Below are 19,448 nucleotides of genomic sequence, written 5' to 3'. Positions count from 1 at the left end.
TGTGCTCTCTTTTTTGTTGTAAGGAAAAAGGAAAACACCAGCCTATCGCGAATAAACTGATAAATAGACTTTGTTTATGGGAGTGTGGTGGCTGGTATGTTTCATTATGAAGATTATGATGGACTTGGACTGGCAAAGCTGGTTCAGAAAAAGGAAGTAAAGCCGGAAGAACTGACAGAAGAGGCAATAAAACGGATTGAGCAGCACAATCCACAACTGAATGCGGTTATTCATAAAATGTACGATCAGGCAAAAAAACAAAGTCAGCAGCCGGTTACTGGAACGTTTGCAGGTGTGCCGATGCTTTTGAAGAATATCACCCAGGAGATCGAGGGTGAACCGATTACAGCAGGCTCCAAAGCATTTAACAATTACCGGGCAAAACAGGATTCAAACTTTGTTAAAAAACTAAGGGAAACAGGGGTGTCTTTTTTAGGACAAACCAATGTACCGGAGTTTGCACTGATGGGAATCACTGAACCGAAGCATTATGGTCCCACAAGAAATCCGTGGAATCCTGATTATACTCCTGGAGGATCAAGTGGAGGTTCAGCAGCTGCAGTAGCTTCAGGTATGGTCCCGATAGCCGGAGCCAATGATGGGGGAGGGTCGATTCGCATTCCTTCTGCCTATACCGGTCTTTTTGGTTTGAAGCCGAGCAGAGGAAGAACTCCTGTTGGACCTAATGTGGGCCGGAACTGGCAAGGGGCTTCCGTAGATCATGTTTTATCCAAAACGGTACGGGATAGTGCGGCCATGCTGGATGAATTACGGGTTTACGAAAAAGCAGGTGCCTTTCACGCTCCGCCCTTTGACGGAAGCTATTTAGACATTGTACAAGCCTTGGAAAGCCGCCCGCTGAAAATTGCCTATTCCACTCAATCACCAATAGGTACAGAGGTTGAACAGGACTGTATAGAAGCGGTGGAAAAAACGGCACGGTTACTGGAGGATATGGGTCATATTGTGGAAGAAAAAGAGCCTGGTGTAAATGGACGGGCACTGGCCAAAAGTTATTTTACGATGTATTTCGGGGAAGTCTCCGCTACTTTACATGATCTGCAGGACGTACTGGGAAGGAAGGCAAAACCATCTGATGTTGAGCCTGAAACCTGGCTGCTTGGGATGCTCGGTAAAGCCGGATCAATTGAAGACTATGTGCTGAGCATGCGGGAGTGGGATCAGGCAGCCATTAAGATGGAGAGCTTCCATGAAGAGTATGACTTATATATGACACCGACGACAGCCTTTAAACCGGCGCGGATTGGTGAGCTTGATACGAAGCCGTCCGAGAAACGACTTATCCGCATAGCCAGTTCCCTGCATTTAGGGAAAGTATTAAAAAAGGTCAGGATCATTGATCAGATCATGGAGGACAGCCTGAAACGAACCCCTTTTACACAGCTGGCCAATTTGACAGGGCAGCCCGCCATGTCCATTCCCCTGCACAAAACAGACCATAATCTGCCACTTGGAGTTCAGTTTATTGCAGCGAGAGGTCGGGAAGATTTATTATTGGAACTGGCCGGTCAATTAGAACAGACGGAGCATTGGTTAAAAGTGAACAAACAACAGGAAAAATCTGCAGCAAAACACAGCTATTCTGTATAGAAATAGAACAGGCCATACCATAATAGAATGAGAAGTAGAAAACATAAGATCATGTAAGGTAGTGATTACGTGGATGAGCAAAATCAGGAGCGATTAGCCGAAGAACATCGGATTAGAAACGTTCAAAAAGAGATCGATAAAGTCATACAAAAGCTGAAAACAAATGTTGGTGAAGTAAAGGATCGTGTTCTTGAGCTGAGGAAGAACTTCTGGGAGGATGTGACGGTCAATCTTGATGAGCCTGATGATGTCATTGAGACCCAGGCGAGTATTAAACAGCAGGCCGAGCTCCTTTCAGAAAGAGAACGAAGCCACGGACAGTGGAGTGAAAGGCTGAAGACCCTTGATAAACTGAAGGATAATCCCTATTTTGGCCGGATCGATTTTTTAGAGGATGGGGAAAAAGAGACCGATCAGATTTACATTGGTATTTCATCATTAATGGATGCCAATGAGGAAAACTTTTTAATCTATGACTGGCGGGCGCCTATTTCAAGCATGTATTACGATTATCCCCCAGGCAGGGCGGAATATGAAACAGTTGAGGGGACGATTGAAGGCGAAATCAAGCTTAAACGCCAGTTCATTATTCGAAATGGCAAGCTGGAAGGAATGTTTAATACAGGGATAACCATTGGAGATCACCTGCTGCAGTCCGTGCTTGGCCAAAATGCCAGTGAAACGATGGAAAGTATTGTGGCGACGATTCAAAAGGAGCAGAACCAGATTATCCGTAATGAAAATAATAAAATTCTGATCGTCCAGGGGGTGGCGGGAAGTGGAAAAACATCTGCAGCCTTACAGCGGGTGGCTTACTTATTGTATCGCCATCGTCAGTCCCTGACATCGGAAAACATTTTACTATTCTCCCCCAACCCTCTGTTTAACAGCTATGTGGCTAATGTATTGCCTGAGCTTGGGGAAGCAAATATGAAACAGACGACCTTCCAGGAATACTTAGAAAAACGGTTGAGGGAATCCTTCAAGATCGAAACCCCGTTCGAGCAGATGGAACGATATTTAACCCGTCGATTTGACGGACAATATGAGGAGAAAATGGCTGCGATTCACTTTAAATCCAGTTTAACGTTTAAACAGCTTCTGGATAACTTCCTCGACGCCTTGTCGGCAGAAGGGATTCAGTTTCGCAATATAACCTTTAAAGGCAGGGTGCTTGTCTCAAAGGATGAGATTTATCATTATTTTTACAGCCTTGATTCCCACGTTACTATTGCCCATCGGATGGATGAGGTTTGTGATTGGATTCTGGAAAAGCTCGCTGAAGTTGAAAAAACAGAGCGGCAAAAGGATTGGGTTTTATCTGAAATCGAGCTGCTGGACAAAGAGGATTATGCCCAGGCATTCCAGGAGCTGGATCAGCAGAAAAACTTTAATGATGAAACCTTTGATGATTACGAAAGAGAAGAACAAAAGCTGCGTAAATGGGTTGTCCGCAGGCGGATGAATCCACTAAGGAGAAAAATAAAAAGGCTGCAGTTTGTTAATGTACGTCTGACCTATCTGAAATTTTATCAGGAATGGTCCCATTATGACTTCAACCAGGAAAATCTTCCGAGAGAATGGGGAGTTATCAGTGGACAAAGTATTGAAAATCTGAGCCGGAAGTTTCTCTCATGGGAGGAGGTTACCCCGTACTTATATGTTCATGACCATTTACTGGGGTCCATGAAAGATCGGGGGATACGTCATGTCTTTATTGATGAGGCTCAGGATTATTCTCCTTTTCAATTTGCTTATTTAAAGGATAAATTTCCAAGCAGCCAGATGACCGTGTTAGGCGATGTGAATCAGGCTATTTATGCTCATGCCTTATTGGGGGATACAGTTATTGATGCCTCTCATGAGGAGAAAATGGAGAAAATTACATTAATGAAGAGCTATCGCTCAACAAAGCCGATTGTGGAATTTACCCGGCATATCGTTGAGGGAGGCGACCGGATCCAAGCCTTCAACAGGGACGGTAAAGTGCCTCTTCTTAAAATCGTTTCTGAGGAAGGGCATCTGTCCGCCTCCATTAAGAATACGATTCAGGAGCTGCAATCGAGAGGGCATGAAACGATAGCGGTCATTTGTCATTCCATGCAGGAAGCTGAAAAAGCCTATCATCAATTGCAGGAACAGCTTTCTGTTTCGTTAATTGATGAAGAAACCACCACATTTGAAAAAGGCATTGTCATTGTACCGACCTATCTGGCAAAAGGAATCGAATTTGATGCAGTGATTCTTTATAATGCTTCTGAACATGTTTACCAGGATGAACTGGAGCGGAATCTTTTCTATACTGCATGCACTCGGGCCATGCATGAACTGGTGATGATGTCAGCTGGAGCGCCATGCACATTTATTCATGAAGTTCCAAAAGATAAATATGAAGTGGTAAAAGATTAGACAAAGAAGTCAAAAGTCATAACCAGCTGACTTTTGACTTCTTACTTTTAGACTTGCGGTAAGGGAAAAAGGTCGGGGGTATCTCTTCTGAACAAAGCTGAAATCCATGATAAATGGACAAATCTGCTTTATCCGGGAGCATATGACGCTATACCATAGCAATAAAAGATATACTTAACAACACATCCCCTCTTTATATCCATATGAGAAGAATTGGAAGGATTTGAAACAAAATGAGTGTTGACGCACATAAATTTTCTCCCTATAATTCTAAAAAGATGTTTTAAGAGCTTTCAATTTGGGTAAATCATAACATGCCCCTTTCAAACAGGGCTCTGATAAAACAAAAACAGGGTAGGTGTAAGTATCCAAGACGACTACTTTAGGCATTTAATTATTCGTAAAAAAGCCGTTTGTAAATCAGTCCCATAAACGATTTCATTCGAAAAACTATACTAGAAAAATGAATAAGAACGAAAGATTAGAAGCATGATGAAAAATAAACTGTGTATTTTACTTTAGGAGGAAAAGAATGAAATCGTTCAAACCGAAAACGGACTGGACCACGATGATCGTCAGTGGTGGATTTTTAGGACTATTTGTTATATTTTCTTTAATTGATATGGATATGGTTGGCCGATGGGTGACAAGTTCGTTTAATTGGTCAGCAAAATACTTTGGTGCTTATTGGCAAATTTTATTGCTGGCTATTTTCTTTGTAGGGATTGGCTTAGCTGTTTCCAAATATGGAAGTTTAAAACTTGGTAAAAAAGACAAACCAGAAAACAGTTATTTCCGTTGGGTTGCTATGATATTATGTACTTTACTCGCTAGTGGTGGTGTGTTTTGGGCTGCATCCGGACCTATACAACACTTCATGTCCACTCCGCCATTGTTTGCATCAGAAGGAATGACACCCTCTGAGTCCGTGCTCCCGGCTCTGGCGCAGAGCTTTATGCATTGGGGATTCCTGGCATGGGCAACATTGGGAACTTTAGCAACAATCGTCCTCATGTATGCACATTATCATAAAGGATATCCACTAAAACCTCGTACAATTTTATACCCATTATTTGGTGAGAAAATCTTTGGTAAAAGTGTCATTGGATCTACGGCGGATATCGTATCCATTATCGCAGTGGCTGCCGGTACAATGGGTCCAATTGGTTTTCTTGGATTACAGGCTGGCTATGGATTAAATGATTTATTTGGGATTCCAAATACATTGACAACAAATATTATTATTATGGCAGGACTTGTGACCATATCTGCGATTTCAGCCGCAACAGGTGTAGATAAAGGAATTCAGTTATTAAGTCGTATCAATGTTATTATGGTTCTTGTCTTAGGAATTGCCATTCTATTAGTAGGGCCAGGAATGTTTATTATTGATTCCTTTATTGGTGCTCAGGCCTTTCAGTTACAGCACTTCTTTGAAATGTCCATGTACCGGGCCGATCAGGAATGGCTGGGTTACTGGACCATTTTCTTCTGGGGTTGGTTCCTGGGATATGGACCAATGATGGCTATCTTTATCAGTAAAATATCCCGCGGAAGAACGATCCGTGATTTAATTGTGGCTGTTTCTGTCATTGCCCCACTCGTCAGTAACTTATGGTTTACGGTTGTTGGAGGTACTGGTTTATTCCAGGAGCTCAATAATCCAGGCTCTATTTCTGAAGCCTTTAATGAAGGTGGAATGCCGGCAACTGTAATGGCCATCATGGATCAGCTGCCAATGGGATTCATTTTAGCTTTAGGTTTCCTATTGGTTACGGTCGTATTTGTTGCTACAACGGTTGACACCATGTCTTATACCGTTGCCGTTACCATTACCGGCTCTGACAGCCCAGCCAGATGGATCCGTGTATTTTGGGCGGTCATGTTCGGTATCCTGACGGTTGTTCTCTTAACCATCGGTGAGGGAAGTATTTCAGCATTACAAAACTTTATCGTAGTAACTGCTGTTCCGGTTTCCCTGCTCTTACTGCCTCCTGTATGGACGTCTGTAAAAGTGGCCAAAATGATGTGGAGCGAAAAAGAACAGGCAGCTGCAGATGCTGCAGATAAAGAAGAAGCAGAAAAAGCCGCAAGTTAATACGAAAAGCGAAGGCGACCGTTTAGGTCCGACGGCATAAGCAGAATATCCGGAGTGGCCGCCTTTTGGCCATGTAGGATATTCTGCTTATGACCGCTTGGGCCTGGGAGCCGCAGCTGGACAAAGAAAAGCGAAGGCGACTGATCAGGTCATGCGGGATAAGACGAAGACATGGAGTGGCATGCATTTGGCCACGGAATGGCTTTGACTTATATCCGCCTTGACCTAGGAGCCGCAGCTGGACAAAGAAAAGCGAAGGCGACCGTTTAGGTCCTATAGCCGCCGCTCGATAATAAAAAAACAAGGCATTCTCTTCATGAGCGTGCCTTGTTTTTTATGCAAAAATATTTTGAAAGTTCAAAATCCATATACCCCTTTGCTTTTGAAACTGGTATAATCAATATATTAAATTCGTTATAAAGGATGATTGCAATGTCGTATGTTCTTAGTAAAAAACTGAAGGGCAGGCTGTTACTGCCTGAACACCATGAATACAATGAGAGGAGAAAGGTCTTTAATGGCGGAATCGAACGGTATCCAAAGGCTATTGCCGTCTGTCTTACGGAAGAGGATGTAAGGGCTGCTGTTACATTTGCAAGGACAGAGATCTTAACCATTTCCGTGAGGGGTGGAGGCCACCACGTAGCAGGGACAGCTGTATGTGATCATGGATTAATGATTGATTTATCCGAAATGAGGAATGTCGACGTTGACACTGACCGGAAAATTGCATATGTCGAAGGTGGAGCCATACTGCGGGATATTGATATGGAAACTCAGAAGTATGGGCTGGCTACTCCAACGGGTACAGTATCCCAGACTGGAATTGGGGGCCTGGCTCTTGGGGGAGGATTAGGATATCTGAGAGGCAAATATGGATTGACGAGTGATAATCTTTTGAGTGCGCGTATTGTAACAGCAGATGGCAAATTGCTGGAGGTCAGTTCTAAGCATCATCAGGATTTGTTTTGGGCCCTTCGCGGAGGGGGCGGTAATTTTGGAATTGTGACTCAGTTTGCGCTTAAACTTCATGAAATAGGCCCGAATATTTTAGGTTTGGATGTCATGTATGACTTTAAAGATGCAGGTGAGGTATTACGTAAAGCTCAGGCGTATATAAAAGATGCCCCCGATGAAGTATCCTTTAATATTACAGCCATGCAGCTGCCCCCGGCTCCATTTTTACCGGACTTTTTGCATCATCGAAAAGTCATTTCACTTACCGGCATGTATGCAGGCGACCCTGAGGAGGGAGAATCTGTCCTAATGCCTCTCCGCAACATTACCAAGCCGGTTGTTGATCAATCGGGTGTTTTCCCTTACACAGAGCTGCAATCCAAGCTCGATGCCATGGTGGAAAGCAATATCCCTGTATATGGAACCTCCCTTTATTTTTCCTCGCTGGATGATCGTGTCATAAATAAAATTCTGACAAAATTAGATCAGGCTCCTTCTTCAAGCATCTTAGTGCAATTATGGGCCCTGAATGGTGAAATGAATCGGGTACCTGTTGATGAAACTGCATTTGCTGTACGTGATGCTGCCTTTGTACTATTCATCGATGCTATGGTCATGCCGGATATGGATGCAGAAGTATTAAAAAATTGGGTGGAATCGGTCTATCATGAGCTATTGCCCTACTCTCATCTGAACGCATCCTACTTAAATGGGATAGGATTAGGGGACTCGATTACCAAGCGTGCCTATGGGCTGAATTTTTAACCGGCTAAAAGAGATAAAACAGCAATACGATCCTGAAAATGTATTCCGTCATAATCACAACATTTCCCCGCAATCTTAATCTTAAAAAATATGTATATTTTCCACTTTTGCTCACAAACTATGACAGAATCACGATGCGAAGGAGGATATACATATGAAAAAATGGATCGCCTTATGCTTTGCTTTCATGCTCACTCTCGGTCTTTCGGCTCCTGTTATCAGTGCTGAGGATCACGATCAAATGGAGACCAATCTGGAAGACATCGAACTCAATGATGCTCAACAGCAGGAGCTTGAGGCTCTGCATAGTCAAATGTTCAAACTGCATGAACAATTGGTCAGCAAATATGTAGAGTTTGGGGTTTTAAGCGAGGAAAAAGCGGAAAAGAAACTGGAGCATATGAAAGAGCATCAGGAAAAACTCAAGGAAAACGGTTATGTCCCATATTGGAAGGATAAAAAACACAAGAAAGATGAAGAAGATTAAAAAGAAGGGCTGTACCTAGCGGGGTACAGCCCTTCTTTTTAATGCTCTTTCAGACTTTTTAGTGGAACATCCTCTTCTTTATTGGGTGAATCTAAAGGATAAATGCGAGCCATATCACTATGTTCATCTACATGCTGAATATAAACAGGTGTTCCATTATGGGTAACATTAATTAATTTTGGTGCGTCTACAATTTCCTGTGCTCGCTGACGGTCCATTTTCCTACCTCCTCTTATCGATGTTCCTGCCAATTTTAGGTTTTGGAATTTTTTCTTAATTATACAGAGCGGATTTTCTTTCTCACCATTTGATGGCTATAGTATGATGAGGTTAAGGGAGGACTGGACAATGATCGATTTACGAAGCGATACCGTAACAAAACCAACAGATAAAATGCGCCAGGCAAGCCTGGAAGCAGAGGTTGGGGATGATGTGTATGAAGAAGACCCGACGATTAAAGAACTGGAGGCTAAAGCTGCTGAAGTAACCGGCAAGGAAGCTGCACTATTTGTTACAAGTGGTACGCAGGGGAATCAGTTGGCCGTACTTACGCATACCAAACCAGGACAGGAAATAATCCTGGAAGAGGATGCGCATATTTATAAGTTTGAAGGTGCGGCTATTTCTGCCCTTGCCGGGGTGCAGCCACGTCCCATTAAGGGAACGAAGGGTGCAATGAATCCGGAAGACTTGGAGGCGGCAATTCGGCCGGATGATATTCATTTTCCTGAAACAGGGATGATTGGTCTCGAAAATACCCACAATCAATCAGGTGGAACCATCCTTCCGTTTGAAAATATGAAGGAAATCTATGAAGTTGCCCGGAGAAATCAGGTACCCGTTCATTTAGATGGGGCGAGATTGTTTAATGCCTCTGTGGCATCAGGGATATCGGTTCAAACCTATGCAAGTTATACAGACACTGTACAATTTTGCCTGTCGAAAGGACTGGGAGCGCCGGTTGGTTCAATCATCGCTGGTTCTAAGGACTTTATTCAGCGCGCCAGAAAATGGAGAAAACGGCTGGGCGGGGGCCTGCGTCAGGCAGGGATTATTGCTGCGCCCGGGATTGTTGCATTAACGGACATGGTGGATCGGTTAACAGAGGATCATAAAAATGCAAAAAAACTGGCAGAAGGATTGGACCGCTTGGATGGGTTAACCGTTGAAAATGATGTGGAAACGAACATTATTGTGTTAAATGTAAAGGGCACACCATATACAGCGTCTGAATTTGTTGAACGTCTAAAGGAAAAGGGTGTATTGGCCGGTGCCATTGGGCCGGATTCTATTCGTCTCGTGACACATTTGGATGTAACCAGTGAGGATATAGAGACAGTATTGAAGTTAATAAAGGGAATCATTTAGAGCAAGCTTAAAGGATTTGATATTTTTTAAGGATATATCTGCTGAGTCCTATAACCCACATAAAACAGACCCCAAAAGCTGAATTTTGGGGTCCATTTTAAAGGGGTGTATTTAAGGATTTATCACGCATTAACTGGCCGTAATACCTGAGGGTACCCCAACAAGACTAAGTGGGGGATAAACGGCCAGTAAATACCTGATAAGTTCAACTAACCATCAGTGGGGGGGATGGAGAACCCCCCCACTGATGGAAGTTTCACTTTATCATGAATCTTTTAATTCCGGTGGTTTCCGCAATTGAGTTGCCTGTTCAAATCCATAGGCCATTTTTAATAATTTCCCCTCATCAAAGGCTTTTCCTGTTAATGTAATGCCCAGAGGCTTTCCACTGCGTGTATATCCGCCCGGAACTGTAATCGATGGATATCCTGCCTTTGCAGGTATGGCGGCACCGACATTGTTTGGGAACAGAATGGCGTCTAGTTCGTTCTCCTTCATGACCGCATCTATTCCTTTATCCCGGGACATATAGACATCCTTTTCCAGACTTTTTAAATAGGCCGATTCTGTGAGATTTCCGCTCGTTTCTTCACTGCTGGTTAATAAGGTCTGTCCATATTTAAGCATACGACCCTCATGCTTCTCATTAAACTGGATCACGTCTTCTAACGATTTTACGGGAACATGGTTTTCTGTCTGTTGAAGATAGGTATTAATTCCGTTTTTAAATTCATAGATCAGCGTATTCATATCCCAATCTTCATCCTGGGAAGGCATTTTGACATCATCCACAAGCTCTGCTCCATGTTCTTTTAACACAGTCAGGGCTTTCTCCATTGTTTCTTTTTCTTCCTCATCCAGTAATCCAAAATAAGGATCACGGGCAATACCTATGGTGGTCCCTTCCAGCCCCTCTTTTTCTAAAAAGGATACATAATCCACAGTTGGATGAAGATTGGTGTTCGTTATCGGGTCTTCGTCATCCACTCCGGCAATGGCACTTAGTACAATCGCAGCATCCTTTACGGTTCTTGCTATAGGTCCGGCTGTATCCTGACTGTGGGAAATGGGAATAATTCCTGCTCTGCTGATTAGCCCTACAGTTGGTTTTACCCCTACAACCGAGTTTGAGCTTGCCGGACTTAATATCGAGCCGGATGTTTCTGTTCCGATAGCTGCCGTGACCAGGTTGGCCGCCACTGCCGCCCCTGAGCCACTGCTTGATCCCCCAACGTCAAGCTCTCCCGGGCCATAAGGATTCAGCACCTGGCCACCCCTGGAGCTGTAGCCATTGGGCATTCCGTCTGTCATGAAGTTTGCCCATTCCGTCATATTAGCTTTTCCTAATATGATGGCCCCTGCCTGCTTGAGCTGTTTGGCAACAAAAGAGTCCTTATTGGCAGTGTGATCCTTTAAGGTAAGGGAGCCGGCGCTGGTATGCAGCTTGTCATGGGTATCTATGTTGTCCTTTAACAGAATCGGAATTCCATGTAATGAGCTTCTTTTTCCTTTATTTTTTCTTTCTGTATCGAGTGCTTCGGCGAGATGAATAGCTTCAGGATTGATTTCCAAAATAGAATTCAGTTTTACACCATCCTGATCATAACGCTGAATGCGATACAAATACATCAAAACAAGCTCTTTGGATGTGATTCGTTCATTTTCGAGTGCATGCTGAATCTGATCAATGGTAGCTTCCAGTAATTGATGGTCTGCGATTTCTTTCAACCTCTTATTAAACAAATGGCATCTTTCCTTTCTTATAATGTCCATGCCCAGCTCCAGCGTTCTGCAGGAATTCATTAGTATTGATTCACTGGATCAGGATGTCTTTGCAGCGTGATGAAAAATGAAACACCTGCCAAAAACAGCAGTGTACTGGATACGAAAAAGACGGATGAGATTCCGAAATAACCGGAGATGAGTCCCCCTAAAAGAGGCCCCAACATATTACCGAGAAAACGGAGACTCGTGTTATAGCCTAATACTTCCCCCTGAATGGAAATAGGTGCAGCCTGACGAATAAACGCGACCCGCACCGGGATAATTCCCCCTAACGTAATCCCCAGCAAAAAGCGGATAATGACCAGCTGCCAGATACTTGTCACAAATCCTCCGGGAAAGTAGACAATTGCAGCACAGAACAACAGTAAGACAAGAATTTTTTCATGGTTAAACCGGTCCGCTAACCGGCCCCATCTTCTGGCCATCAGTAAATTTCCCAATCCCGTAATAGAGAAGGCAAGCCCGGAGAAAAAGGCTAAATTCGCAGGTCCGTGCAATTCCCCAACATATAATGACAGGATGGGCTGTATACTAAAATGCGCGACCTGAACAATGATGGAAATAAACATCACCATTAATAAAACAGGGGATCGCCATATATGCTGAATAACTTCCTTTCTTGAATACTTGGTTTCGGTTTCCTCTTTTGACTCCAGTTTATATTCTTTCACCCCAAAGATCACTAATACGGATGCGAGAATCAGAGGGACGGATGTGACAAGAAAGGTCATGGAATAGCCAAAGGTATCTGCAATCACTCCGCCCAAAAGAGGGCCAAGCAGGGTTCCGGTAACGTTTCCGGTTTGCAGAGTACCGAGCACTCTTCCTGCATCTTTTTTTGGTGTCTGAGTGGAAATAAGAGCCTGGGCCGTGGATATAAAGCCTGAGAATAATCCCATAAACATACGCAGAAAGAAGAGTTGAATCACATTCGTAACAAAGCCCATTAAAAATACACTGATACTGAGCCCAATGCCCGCAATAATTAAGAATTTCTTTCGTCCGTAGTAATCACCAAACCTTCCCCAGATGGGTGAAAAGATAAAGGCCGTCATAAAGGTAATGGCAAATACCCATCCGGACCAGTTTTGCACATATTTATCGGAGAAATTTCCAAAGGTTTCAATATATAAAGATAAAAACGGGATAACCATCGTCATACTGCCAGCAATAAAGAAGTTGGCAAACCACATGATCGCTAAATTTCTCTTTGTTATTTTTTCTATATCTGAGATGACAGATCCCTTCCTTCCAATTATTTCGTGTATCTAAATATATATCATAACGAAATATGATTAAAAAGGGAATGAAGTTGCACCAATTCTTTCTGTATTCGATAATGTACCCAAATATGATAAAATCAAAAACACACACGAATGAAGCAAAAAGGAAGGGATTTTCACATGACCGTCGTTAATAATATGTCTGAGTTAATCGGAAATACACCGTTAGTCAAATTAAATAAGCTTTCACCCAAGGATGGTGCACAGGTCTACGTTAAGCTTGAAATGTTTAACCCAAGTGGGAGTGTTAAGGACCGGGCTGCCTATAATATGATCGTAAAGGCAGAGGAAGAGGGTTACCTGAAGGAAGGGTCCACAATCATTGAGCCTACCAGCGGAAACACAGGCATTGGTTTGGCTATGAATGCAGCTGCCAGTGGGTACCGTGCTATTTTAGTGATGCCTGACTCGGCAACAAAAGAACGAATTAAGCTAATGAAGGCTTATGGTGCAGAAATTGTGCTGACACCAAGCGCGGAAAAAATGCCTGGAGCAATCAGGAAAGCTGAGGAGCTCCAAAAGGAAATTCCGGATAGCTTTATTCCGCTTCAATTTGAAAACATGGCTAATCCTGATGCTCATCGCCATACGACCGCTGTGGAAATTATCAATGATATGAAGGAATTAAATAAACCTCTTACAGCGTTTGTAGCGACAGCAGGTACAGGAGGAACAATAACCGGTACAGGGGAGGAACTGAAAAAATATTATAAGGATCTGACCATCCACGTTGCTGAACCCGCAGGCTCTCCAGTTCTGTCAGGAGGCAAGCCAGGAAAGCATAAATTGGTTGGAACCAGCCCGGGCTTTATTCCGGATACACTGAATGAAGAGGTCTATGACGAAATTTTTCAGATTGAAGATGAACAGGCGTATGACATCACGAGAAAGTTAGCCAGAGAGGAAGGAATTTTAGTTGGTGCATCAGCCGGTGCTTCATGCTATGCCGCTCTGGAAGTAGCTAAGCGGAAGACTCCTGACGACGTTATCGTAGCCATTGCGCCGGACACAGGGGAAAGATACTTATCAAGTGATCTTTTTGATGAATAAACATTGCACTAGTGTAAATCGGAGCCTATTTCAAAGACCTAACAACAACCTATGCGAAAAACTCATAAAAAGAGGGCAAGCGGTCTAATGCTTGTCCTCAAATAATATCTGATCGGCTAATTGTTCAGCTTCATCTTCCCCGTAAATTTCATATTGTTCCAGCATCGTATTGGTAATGCTCTCCATTTCCCGTCGAGTATAGCCCAGCTTTTGCATGGCAATCGTTGTATAGGCCATAGCCTGTGGCAGTCGCATAAATAAGCCTCCTTTCAGAAAAACCGGAAATCTAGGGTTATTATGAACAAAAACGATACAAACGATAATAGTAAGTTTTTCTTCTAAAGGTGCTTCCGCTGGAAAGGCCACGTCCGGCTCCAGCGCCCAGCGACTAGCGAGACTTCACCTCCGTACAATAAGTCAACATCGACTCAACAAAGTTTCGTCGTGCTTCCTTTGTCTCCTGCGGCTCAGTCCAGTCCGTACGTCGCTAAACGGGCGCTTACGCCTTTGTTCTGCTAAAAGGCTTTGCTTAGATCAAAGGCTTTATTTGGCACCCTGATTCTGAATGCAAGATGATTGCTTTTCAGATTAAAGCTGGTTACCTCTATATTAAAGTTACTTTTCATTTCCATCTCCGTAATAGCTGCGTAAATGGTTTCATCACCGGGATTTACGTTAACCCATTCGGGCATCGGATAGTTATCTTTTACATAATCCAGCACACGTTTGTTTGGCAGCTCGAGCCTTCCCAGTGAAATTGAATGGAGCCTGAGCATGAGGTCCCCATTATTTTGAACAATTGGATCAAATCGGGCCGTTAATGGGACTTGCTGGTCAAACACTTTAATGGTACCAATGAGCTGAACACTGTCCTCAATATTTACGCTGTATTCAATATCTGTATGCTTGGATAATTCATCTAAATAGGTATTGACTAATTTATTTAGATTTTCTTTAGTGGAAGATATAGTAAATTCAGCATCTCCTTTGTCCACTTCCTTTTTGTCTGTAAAAGGATTTGTTTCCCCAGCGATCGGCAGAAAGATTAATAAAATCAGCCAGATTAGAATCAACAGATTGATTCCGGCTATTCCGAAAAACAAGGTTTTCCATTTATTTTTCGACTTAAACATAAACGATTCTCCAATCCCCAATCATTTCCGCCTGCTTCAGGTAATAAATATATCTGCAGGACATCATATTTAAAGTAATAAAGCGGTTATTATTCAATTCTGTTCAATTTCATACACTTGCTTGACGTAGTATAAAATCCTCTCACCCATTAACTCGTAACCTTGTGAATTCGGGTGAAAGTGATCGTCGGCAAAGAGGTTTTTATCTGAGTTAATGAATAGATCCTTTATGGGTATGAAGGTAGCCGGACTGTAATCCGCCACGACCTGCTGCCCAATAAAGTTATAGTCCATAATGATTTTATCTAATTCAGGGATATCTTCAAAGTACTGTGCAAAGGGGTTGAATAAACCAACAAGCATAATGTGTGCTTCGCTGTTATATTGGCGAATGGTCTCAAAAATCTCCTTTAGACGTTTCTGATAAGCGGGCTGTTCTTCTCTGAACATTTCATAGGATAACGAGGTGAAGTTCTGCTTTACAATTTTCATGATATCATTTGCCCCAATGGTGATCAGGACAACATCCGAATTTTTTACTGAGCTGATTATATCCTCATTTTCTTTTAAACGGGTAAGCAGCTGATCCGTTCGGTTCCCTCTTTTTCCATAATTATCAATAACCAGCTCGTCAACATTACTATTTTGCAGGCGATTTCTTAATACCCCTACATATCCCTCATTTTCCGTTTCATCACCAACGCCTTGTGTGAGAGAATCCCCAATCGCTGCAATTTTTAGCGTTTTAGGTACAAAAAAGTCAATCGTTTTTTCGACGACATCCGTTACCGTTTGTGATACCTTATCGGAAATAGTATCTTCTTCATTTTTTATGGTTGACTCTGATTCATACTGTTCCGCTCCAGGCTCTCTATTCTGCGACAGGTTTCCGTTTGACTGGAAATCCCCGCTGCCTGGCGGATAGATCACAAAGCCGATTGCGACAACCAATAACAGCATGAAAACCGTCACTAGTATTTTTCTCATATCATCCACACCTGTCAATGAACTGGTTTAATTCTCTTTATACGTTTCCCAATTTTATTTAAGAAGAAACAGATTCATTTCGTTAAAGTTTAATCGTAACGCATCTATTTTGTATTATATTCATTATTTTTTTGTCTAGTATGAAGGAGTTTCTTGGGTAAGCTAAATACGAAAAAATTATTAAAGGTGATATTCTGTGCGAAAAATACTTATACTGCTTCTTTTCTTGATTTTAGCGGCATGTGTAAATAATGAAACAAATCAATGGTCATTTCATCACATTCTGAATAAGGTTGAGAATGACAGAAGCTTTCAACAATGGCAACAGAAAGTGGTTCAAAGCAATCATAAGTATATGAATCTTAGCAGTACAGGGGGCAATTCTGTCAGTCAATCTCATACAAATACCAATAATCAATATGAAATTACTTATAAAGCAAAAACAAATGATGGATCAGTATTAGGATATCATGCCAAGATTGATACCGATACCGGTGAAATATTATCCACTCAAGAAGGGACAATTGTCAATGTTCTTTTTCAAAATGAACCTGATGAAGAGGCAATTGAAAATGTGGATGGTGTTGTTCTAAATGAAGCAAGATCTATTCCTGTTATTACAGCTGTGTTACCTGAAGAGGAGGTAAAAAGACTGGCTAATGAGCAAACAGGAATTATTTCAGTTGAAAAAGACCAGGTTGTAAAAGCAGCGGCACAGCAAGAGGATTGGGGAATAGAAAAGGTTAACGGGCATTTAGCCTGGCAGTCTAATTATACAGGTGAAGGTGTCGATATTGCCGTTATCGATTCAGGCATTTATCCACACGAAGATCTCAATATTGCTGGTGGTCACTCCTTTATAGGAAGTCCGGAACAGTATTTTGATGAGAACGGTCACGGAACTCACGTTGCGGGAATTATTGGAGCTGAAAATAATCAAATAGGTTCTGTAGGATTAGCCCATAATGCTACTATTTATAGTTTAAAGGTTTTAGATTCCAATGGGGATGGGTATGAATCTGATGTGATATCTGCTATAGACTGGGCGATTGCAAATGAAATGGATATTATTAATTTAAGTCTTGGTGCTGAATATGCGTCTCGTTCTCTAAAAATGGTTGTGGATAAGGCGAATGACCAAGGAATTCTTATTTGTGCAGCTGCAGGAAATGAAGGAGCAGCAACTAGTGATACTATAGCTTATCCAGCTCGTTACCCATCAGTAATTGCGGTAATGGCAACAACAAATGCGAATACACGAGCTGGTTTTTCTTCCGTTGGCAACACTGCAGAAGTTGCGGCGCCTGGACAATCAATATATAGCACATATCTCAATAACACGTATCGGACAATGAGTGGGACATCTATGGCCACTCCGTATGTAGCAGCTAATTTAGCTTTGATAAAACAAGCAAATCCAGACCTTTCGAGTAGTGATATCCGCAAAATGTTAAATACAAATGTTTTAGACCTTGGTGAACCAGGTAGGGATACAAATTATGGATACGGCCTCATTCAAACAGCTTATGGATTAAGTCTTCATGGGGCAACAAGATATGAAACGGGTGTAAAAATATCCAGGTATGGCTGGGGAAAAGGATCAACAGTAGTATGTTTAGGACGAGGTGATATACCAATCGATGCTTTAACGGGCAGTGTTATCGCAAAACAGTATAATGCTCCTTTATTATTAACAAAGTCAACTGAAATCCCGAACATTATAAAGACAGAGATCAAAAGACTGAACCCGCAAAAGATTTACTTATTAGGAGGTGAGGGTGCAGTTTCAAAATCGATTGAATCCCATTTGAAAGGGCAGGGGTATGAAGTCCATCGTATTTATGGAACCTCGAGATACGGAACAGCTGTAGATGTTGCTTCTCATATAAATCAGGAAGTGTCAGAAGTATTTTTAGTTACGGGTAAAGAAACGTCTCCAGACCCCTTATCCATTGCTTCGTATGCGGGAATGAAGCAAATACCTATTTTGTTAACCCGATATGATACATTGCCTGATGAAGTTTCTCGTTTTATAAAGAATGCAGAAATTACAAAAGTAACCATCATTGGAGGAGAAGGTGTTGTGTCTTCAAATGTAGCTCAACAATTAAAACAAATGGGAGTAAAGGATATTGAAAGGGTTGCGGGTCCAGATCGTTATCAAACCAGTGTGGAAATTGTAAAAAGGTATACTCATGACTTTGACTTATCAAAGGTCTTTTTTGCGAGTGGTACCAGTTTTATTGATGCTTTGTCCGGATCACCTCTGGCTGCAATGTCCCAGAATCCTATATTATTAGCAAATCCAAAAAACAACCTAAGTGTTCCATTAAAGGAATGGCTTTTAAACCTTAACGAAAGTAAGGTTGTGTTTTTAGGTGGATACGGAGTCATTCCTATAGAAATTCGTGCAAAAATACAGGCACTTCAATAAGAAACGAGCTCCTGTGCAGGAACTCGTTAAAAAATTTGTAAACCAAAAATTATATTTCTCCACATGACTAAGGATGGCGCTCCTGGGAGAAAGAGGTGTGGGCTGATTTTGACTGGGATGCTCTTCCTTCCCGGCTTCTTTTAAATAAATTCTCCCATTTTTTCTTAAACTTTAAAGCCTTTGAAGAGGTTTTGGAAAAATGCTCCGGTTGAGGAAAGGGATCCTCAATGCCATTGACAAGCAGCGTAATTTTAAATTTCTTCCCGGGCCTGTCAATAAAATAGGAGCCTAATTTAACTAAGTCAGCCTTATGAAACATATCGTGAAGGCGAAGATTGATTTGACGATAGGCTTCCATATCCACTTCTCGAGTATAACCGATATTTAGAATCATCTGCTTTCCGTCGGCATAATTATCCGGCAGATAAGGGGCTGAAATCATATTTTTTAAGGGCTGATCAAAGGAATCAGATTCTATGGTGTGCAAAAATAAGGGTCCATCATTTTGTTTAATAAAATGCTTAATATCCTGGACATCGATGTTCATTTCGCCAGGTACACTTACCATGTTCTCTAGAGCATCCACAAGTTCATCCTCCAGCGAACTGAAGTAGTTGTTTGCCTCAACCACAGTCGTGTCAGAATGAATCATATCAAGCATACCCTCTCCGTGGAAAAAGGCAACGGAATCGCAAATTTCCTTCATATGATAGTACTGATCTATGGCTGTTTCAAAGCGCTTTTTCCCTTCAAATTGAAAGGGAAAGCGGAAAATTCCGACTAACATTGCTTTTTCATTCTTGATTGTGTGCAGCTGATCAATTAACTGCTCCGTCTGGTTGGGATTACCGCCGACAAATTGATAAAAGCAGAAATCGTCCTGATTCATATGAGGGGCATATTGATAATAATCCGTTTCAAACTCATTATGCTTTAGCTTGTAAATCTTTACATTGTTCACCATATTTTGCTCACCACTTTGTCTTTTTTTCCGGTTTGCTGATCTTTAAAGACTCCTGATGTTTCAAGCCGTGTTATGTCCATTATACTGGACAAGCTCTGAAAATGATGTCATCCACTG

Annotated in this window: 16 protein-coding genes; 9 read left to right on the top strand and 7 right to left on the bottom strand. The window is 42.1% G+C overall.

All coding sequences use genetic code 11. The features are described 5' to 3' along the window. Positions 1–96 precede the first annotated feature (96 nt). The 6 genes from ABD006_RS06090 to ABD006_RS06070 all read left to right on the top strand — a co-directional run bounded on the left by ABD006_RS06090 (position 97) and on the right by ABD006_RS06070 (position 8,327). A complete protein-coding gene (locus tag ABD006_RS06090; protein ID WP_343838783.1) occupies positions 97–1,611 on the top strand; it encodes an amidase family protein in 1,515 nt (504 codons plus the stop codon). 69 nt (positions 1,612–1,680) lie between these two features. Further along, positions 1,681–4,020 (top strand): RNA polymerase recycling motor HelD, encoded by a 2,340-nt coding sequence (gene helD / locus ABD006_RS06085; protein WP_343838781.1) that lies wholly within the window; start codon positions 1,681–1,683, stop codon positions 4,018–4,020. 532 nt (positions 4,021–4,552) lie between these two features. Continuing rightward, positions 4,553–6,118 (top strand): BCCT family transporter, encoded by a 1,566-nt coding sequence (locus ABD006_RS06080; RefSeq protein ID WP_343838779.1) that lies wholly within the window; start codon positions 4,553–4,555, stop codon positions 6,116–6,118. Positions 6,119–6,550: 432 nt separating this feature from the next. After that, the gene (locus ABD006_RS06075) at positions 6,551–7,840 is read left to right on the top strand and encodes an FAD-binding oxidoreductase (protein ID WP_343838777.1); all 1,290 of its coding nucleotides are present in this window, start codon (positions 6,551–6,553) and stop codon (positions 7,838–7,840) included. Continuing rightward, positions 7,833–7,919 (top strand): BBE domain-containing protein, encoded by an 87-nt coding sequence (locus ABD006_RS17980; RefSeq protein ID WP_425542196.1) that lies wholly within the window; start codon positions 7,833–7,835, stop codon positions 7,917–7,919. The genes ABD006_RS06075 and ABD006_RS17980 overlap by 8 nt, the downstream gene beginning before the upstream one ends. A gap of 75 nt (positions 7,920–7,994) precedes the next feature. Beyond that, a complete protein-coding gene (locus tag ABD006_RS06070) occupies positions 7,995–8,327 on the top strand; it encodes a DUF2680 domain-containing protein (protein ID WP_343838775.1) in 333 nt (110 codons plus the stop codon). 38 nt (positions 8,328–8,365) lie between these two features. Here ABD006_RS06070 and ABD006_RS06065 read toward each other — a convergent pair whose 3' ends face one another. Further along, positions 8,366–8,545, bottom strand: a complete 180-nt coding sequence (locus tag ABD006_RS06065) for an H-type small acid-soluble spore protein (RefSeq protein ID WP_343838773.1) — start codon at positions 8,543–8,545, stop codon at positions 8,366–8,368. Between the two features lie 130 nt (positions 8,546–8,675). On the opposite strand from ABD006_RS06065, the gene ltaE reads away from it, so the two are divergent. Beyond that, positions 8,676–9,695: a low-specificity L-threonine aldolase gene (gene ltaE / locus ABD006_RS06060; RefSeq protein ID WP_343838771.1), complete on the top strand. Its 1,020-nt coding sequence runs from the start codon at positions 8,676–8,678 to the stop codon at positions 9,693–9,695. A 264-nt stretch (positions 9,696–9,959) separates the two neighbouring features. Here ltaE and ABD006_RS06055 read toward each other — a convergent pair whose 3' ends face one another. Both ABD006_RS06055 and ABD006_RS06050 read right to left on the bottom strand, forming a co-directional pair. Then, the gene (locus tag ABD006_RS06055; protein ID WP_343838769.1) at positions 9,960–11,438 is read right to left on the bottom strand and encodes an amidase family protein; all 1,479 of its coding nucleotides are present in this window, start codon (positions 11,436–11,438) and stop codon (positions 9,960–9,962) included. A 59-nt stretch (positions 11,439–11,497) separates the two neighbouring features. Continuing rightward, positions 11,498–12,673, bottom strand: a complete 1,176-nt coding sequence (locus ABD006_RS06050; protein WP_343838767.1) for an MFS transporter — start codon at positions 12,671–12,673, stop codon at positions 11,498–11,500. Positions 12,674–12,883: 210 nt separating this feature from the next. Between ABD006_RS06050 and cysK the strand changes: the two genes are divergently transcribed. Beyond that, entirely contained in the window at positions 12,884–13,813 is a 930-nt protein-coding gene (gene cysK / locus ABD006_RS06045) for a cysteine synthase A (RefSeq protein WP_343838765.1), read from the top strand. 84 nt (positions 13,814–13,897) lie between these two features. Here the strand turns inward: cysK and ABD006_RS06040 are convergent, their stop codons facing one another. The 3 genes from ABD006_RS06040 to ABD006_RS06030 all read right to left on the bottom strand — a co-directional run bounded on the left by ABD006_RS06040 (position 13,898) and on the right by ABD006_RS06030 (position 15,933). Continuing rightward, positions 13,898–14,068, bottom strand: a complete 171-nt coding sequence (locus ABD006_RS06040) for a hypothetical protein (RefSeq protein ID WP_162038889.1) — start codon at positions 14,066–14,068, stop codon at positions 13,898–13,900. 260 nt (positions 14,069–14,328) lie between these two features. After that, entirely contained in the window at positions 14,329–14,946 is a 618-nt protein-coding gene (locus ABD006_RS06035) for a YpmS family protein (RefSeq protein WP_343838762.1), read from the bottom strand. Between the two features lie 93 nt (positions 14,947–15,039). Further along, entirely contained in the window at positions 15,040–15,933 is an 894-nt protein-coding gene (locus ABD006_RS06030) for an SGNH/GDSL hydrolase family protein (protein WP_343838760.1), read from the bottom strand. A gap of 196 nt (positions 15,934–16,129) precedes the next feature. On the opposite strand from ABD006_RS06030, the gene ABD006_RS06025 reads away from it, so the two are divergent. Then, positions 16,130–18,367 (top strand): S8 family serine peptidase, encoded by a 2,238-nt coding sequence (locus tag ABD006_RS06025; RefSeq protein WP_343838758.1) that lies wholly within the window; start codon positions 16,130–16,132, stop codon positions 18,365–18,367. A 67-nt stretch (positions 18,368–18,434) separates the two neighbouring features. Here ABD006_RS06025 and ABD006_RS06020 read toward each other — a convergent pair whose 3' ends face one another. Then, positions 18,435–19,328: an FtsZ/tubulin family protein gene (locus tag ABD006_RS06020; protein WP_343838756.1), complete on the bottom strand. Its 894-nt coding sequence runs from the start codon at positions 19,326–19,328 to the stop codon at positions 18,435–18,437. Positions 19,329–19,448 lie beyond the last annotated feature (120 nt).

It is taken from the genome of Salinibacillus aidingensis (assembly GCF_039522525.1).
Lineage (GTDB): Bacteria > Bacillota > Bacilli > Bacillales > Alkalibacillaceae > Salinibacillus > Salinibacillus aidingensis.
Note: the sequence above shows the minus strand (reverse complement) of the source record. Positions and strands in the feature narration are given on the sequence as shown.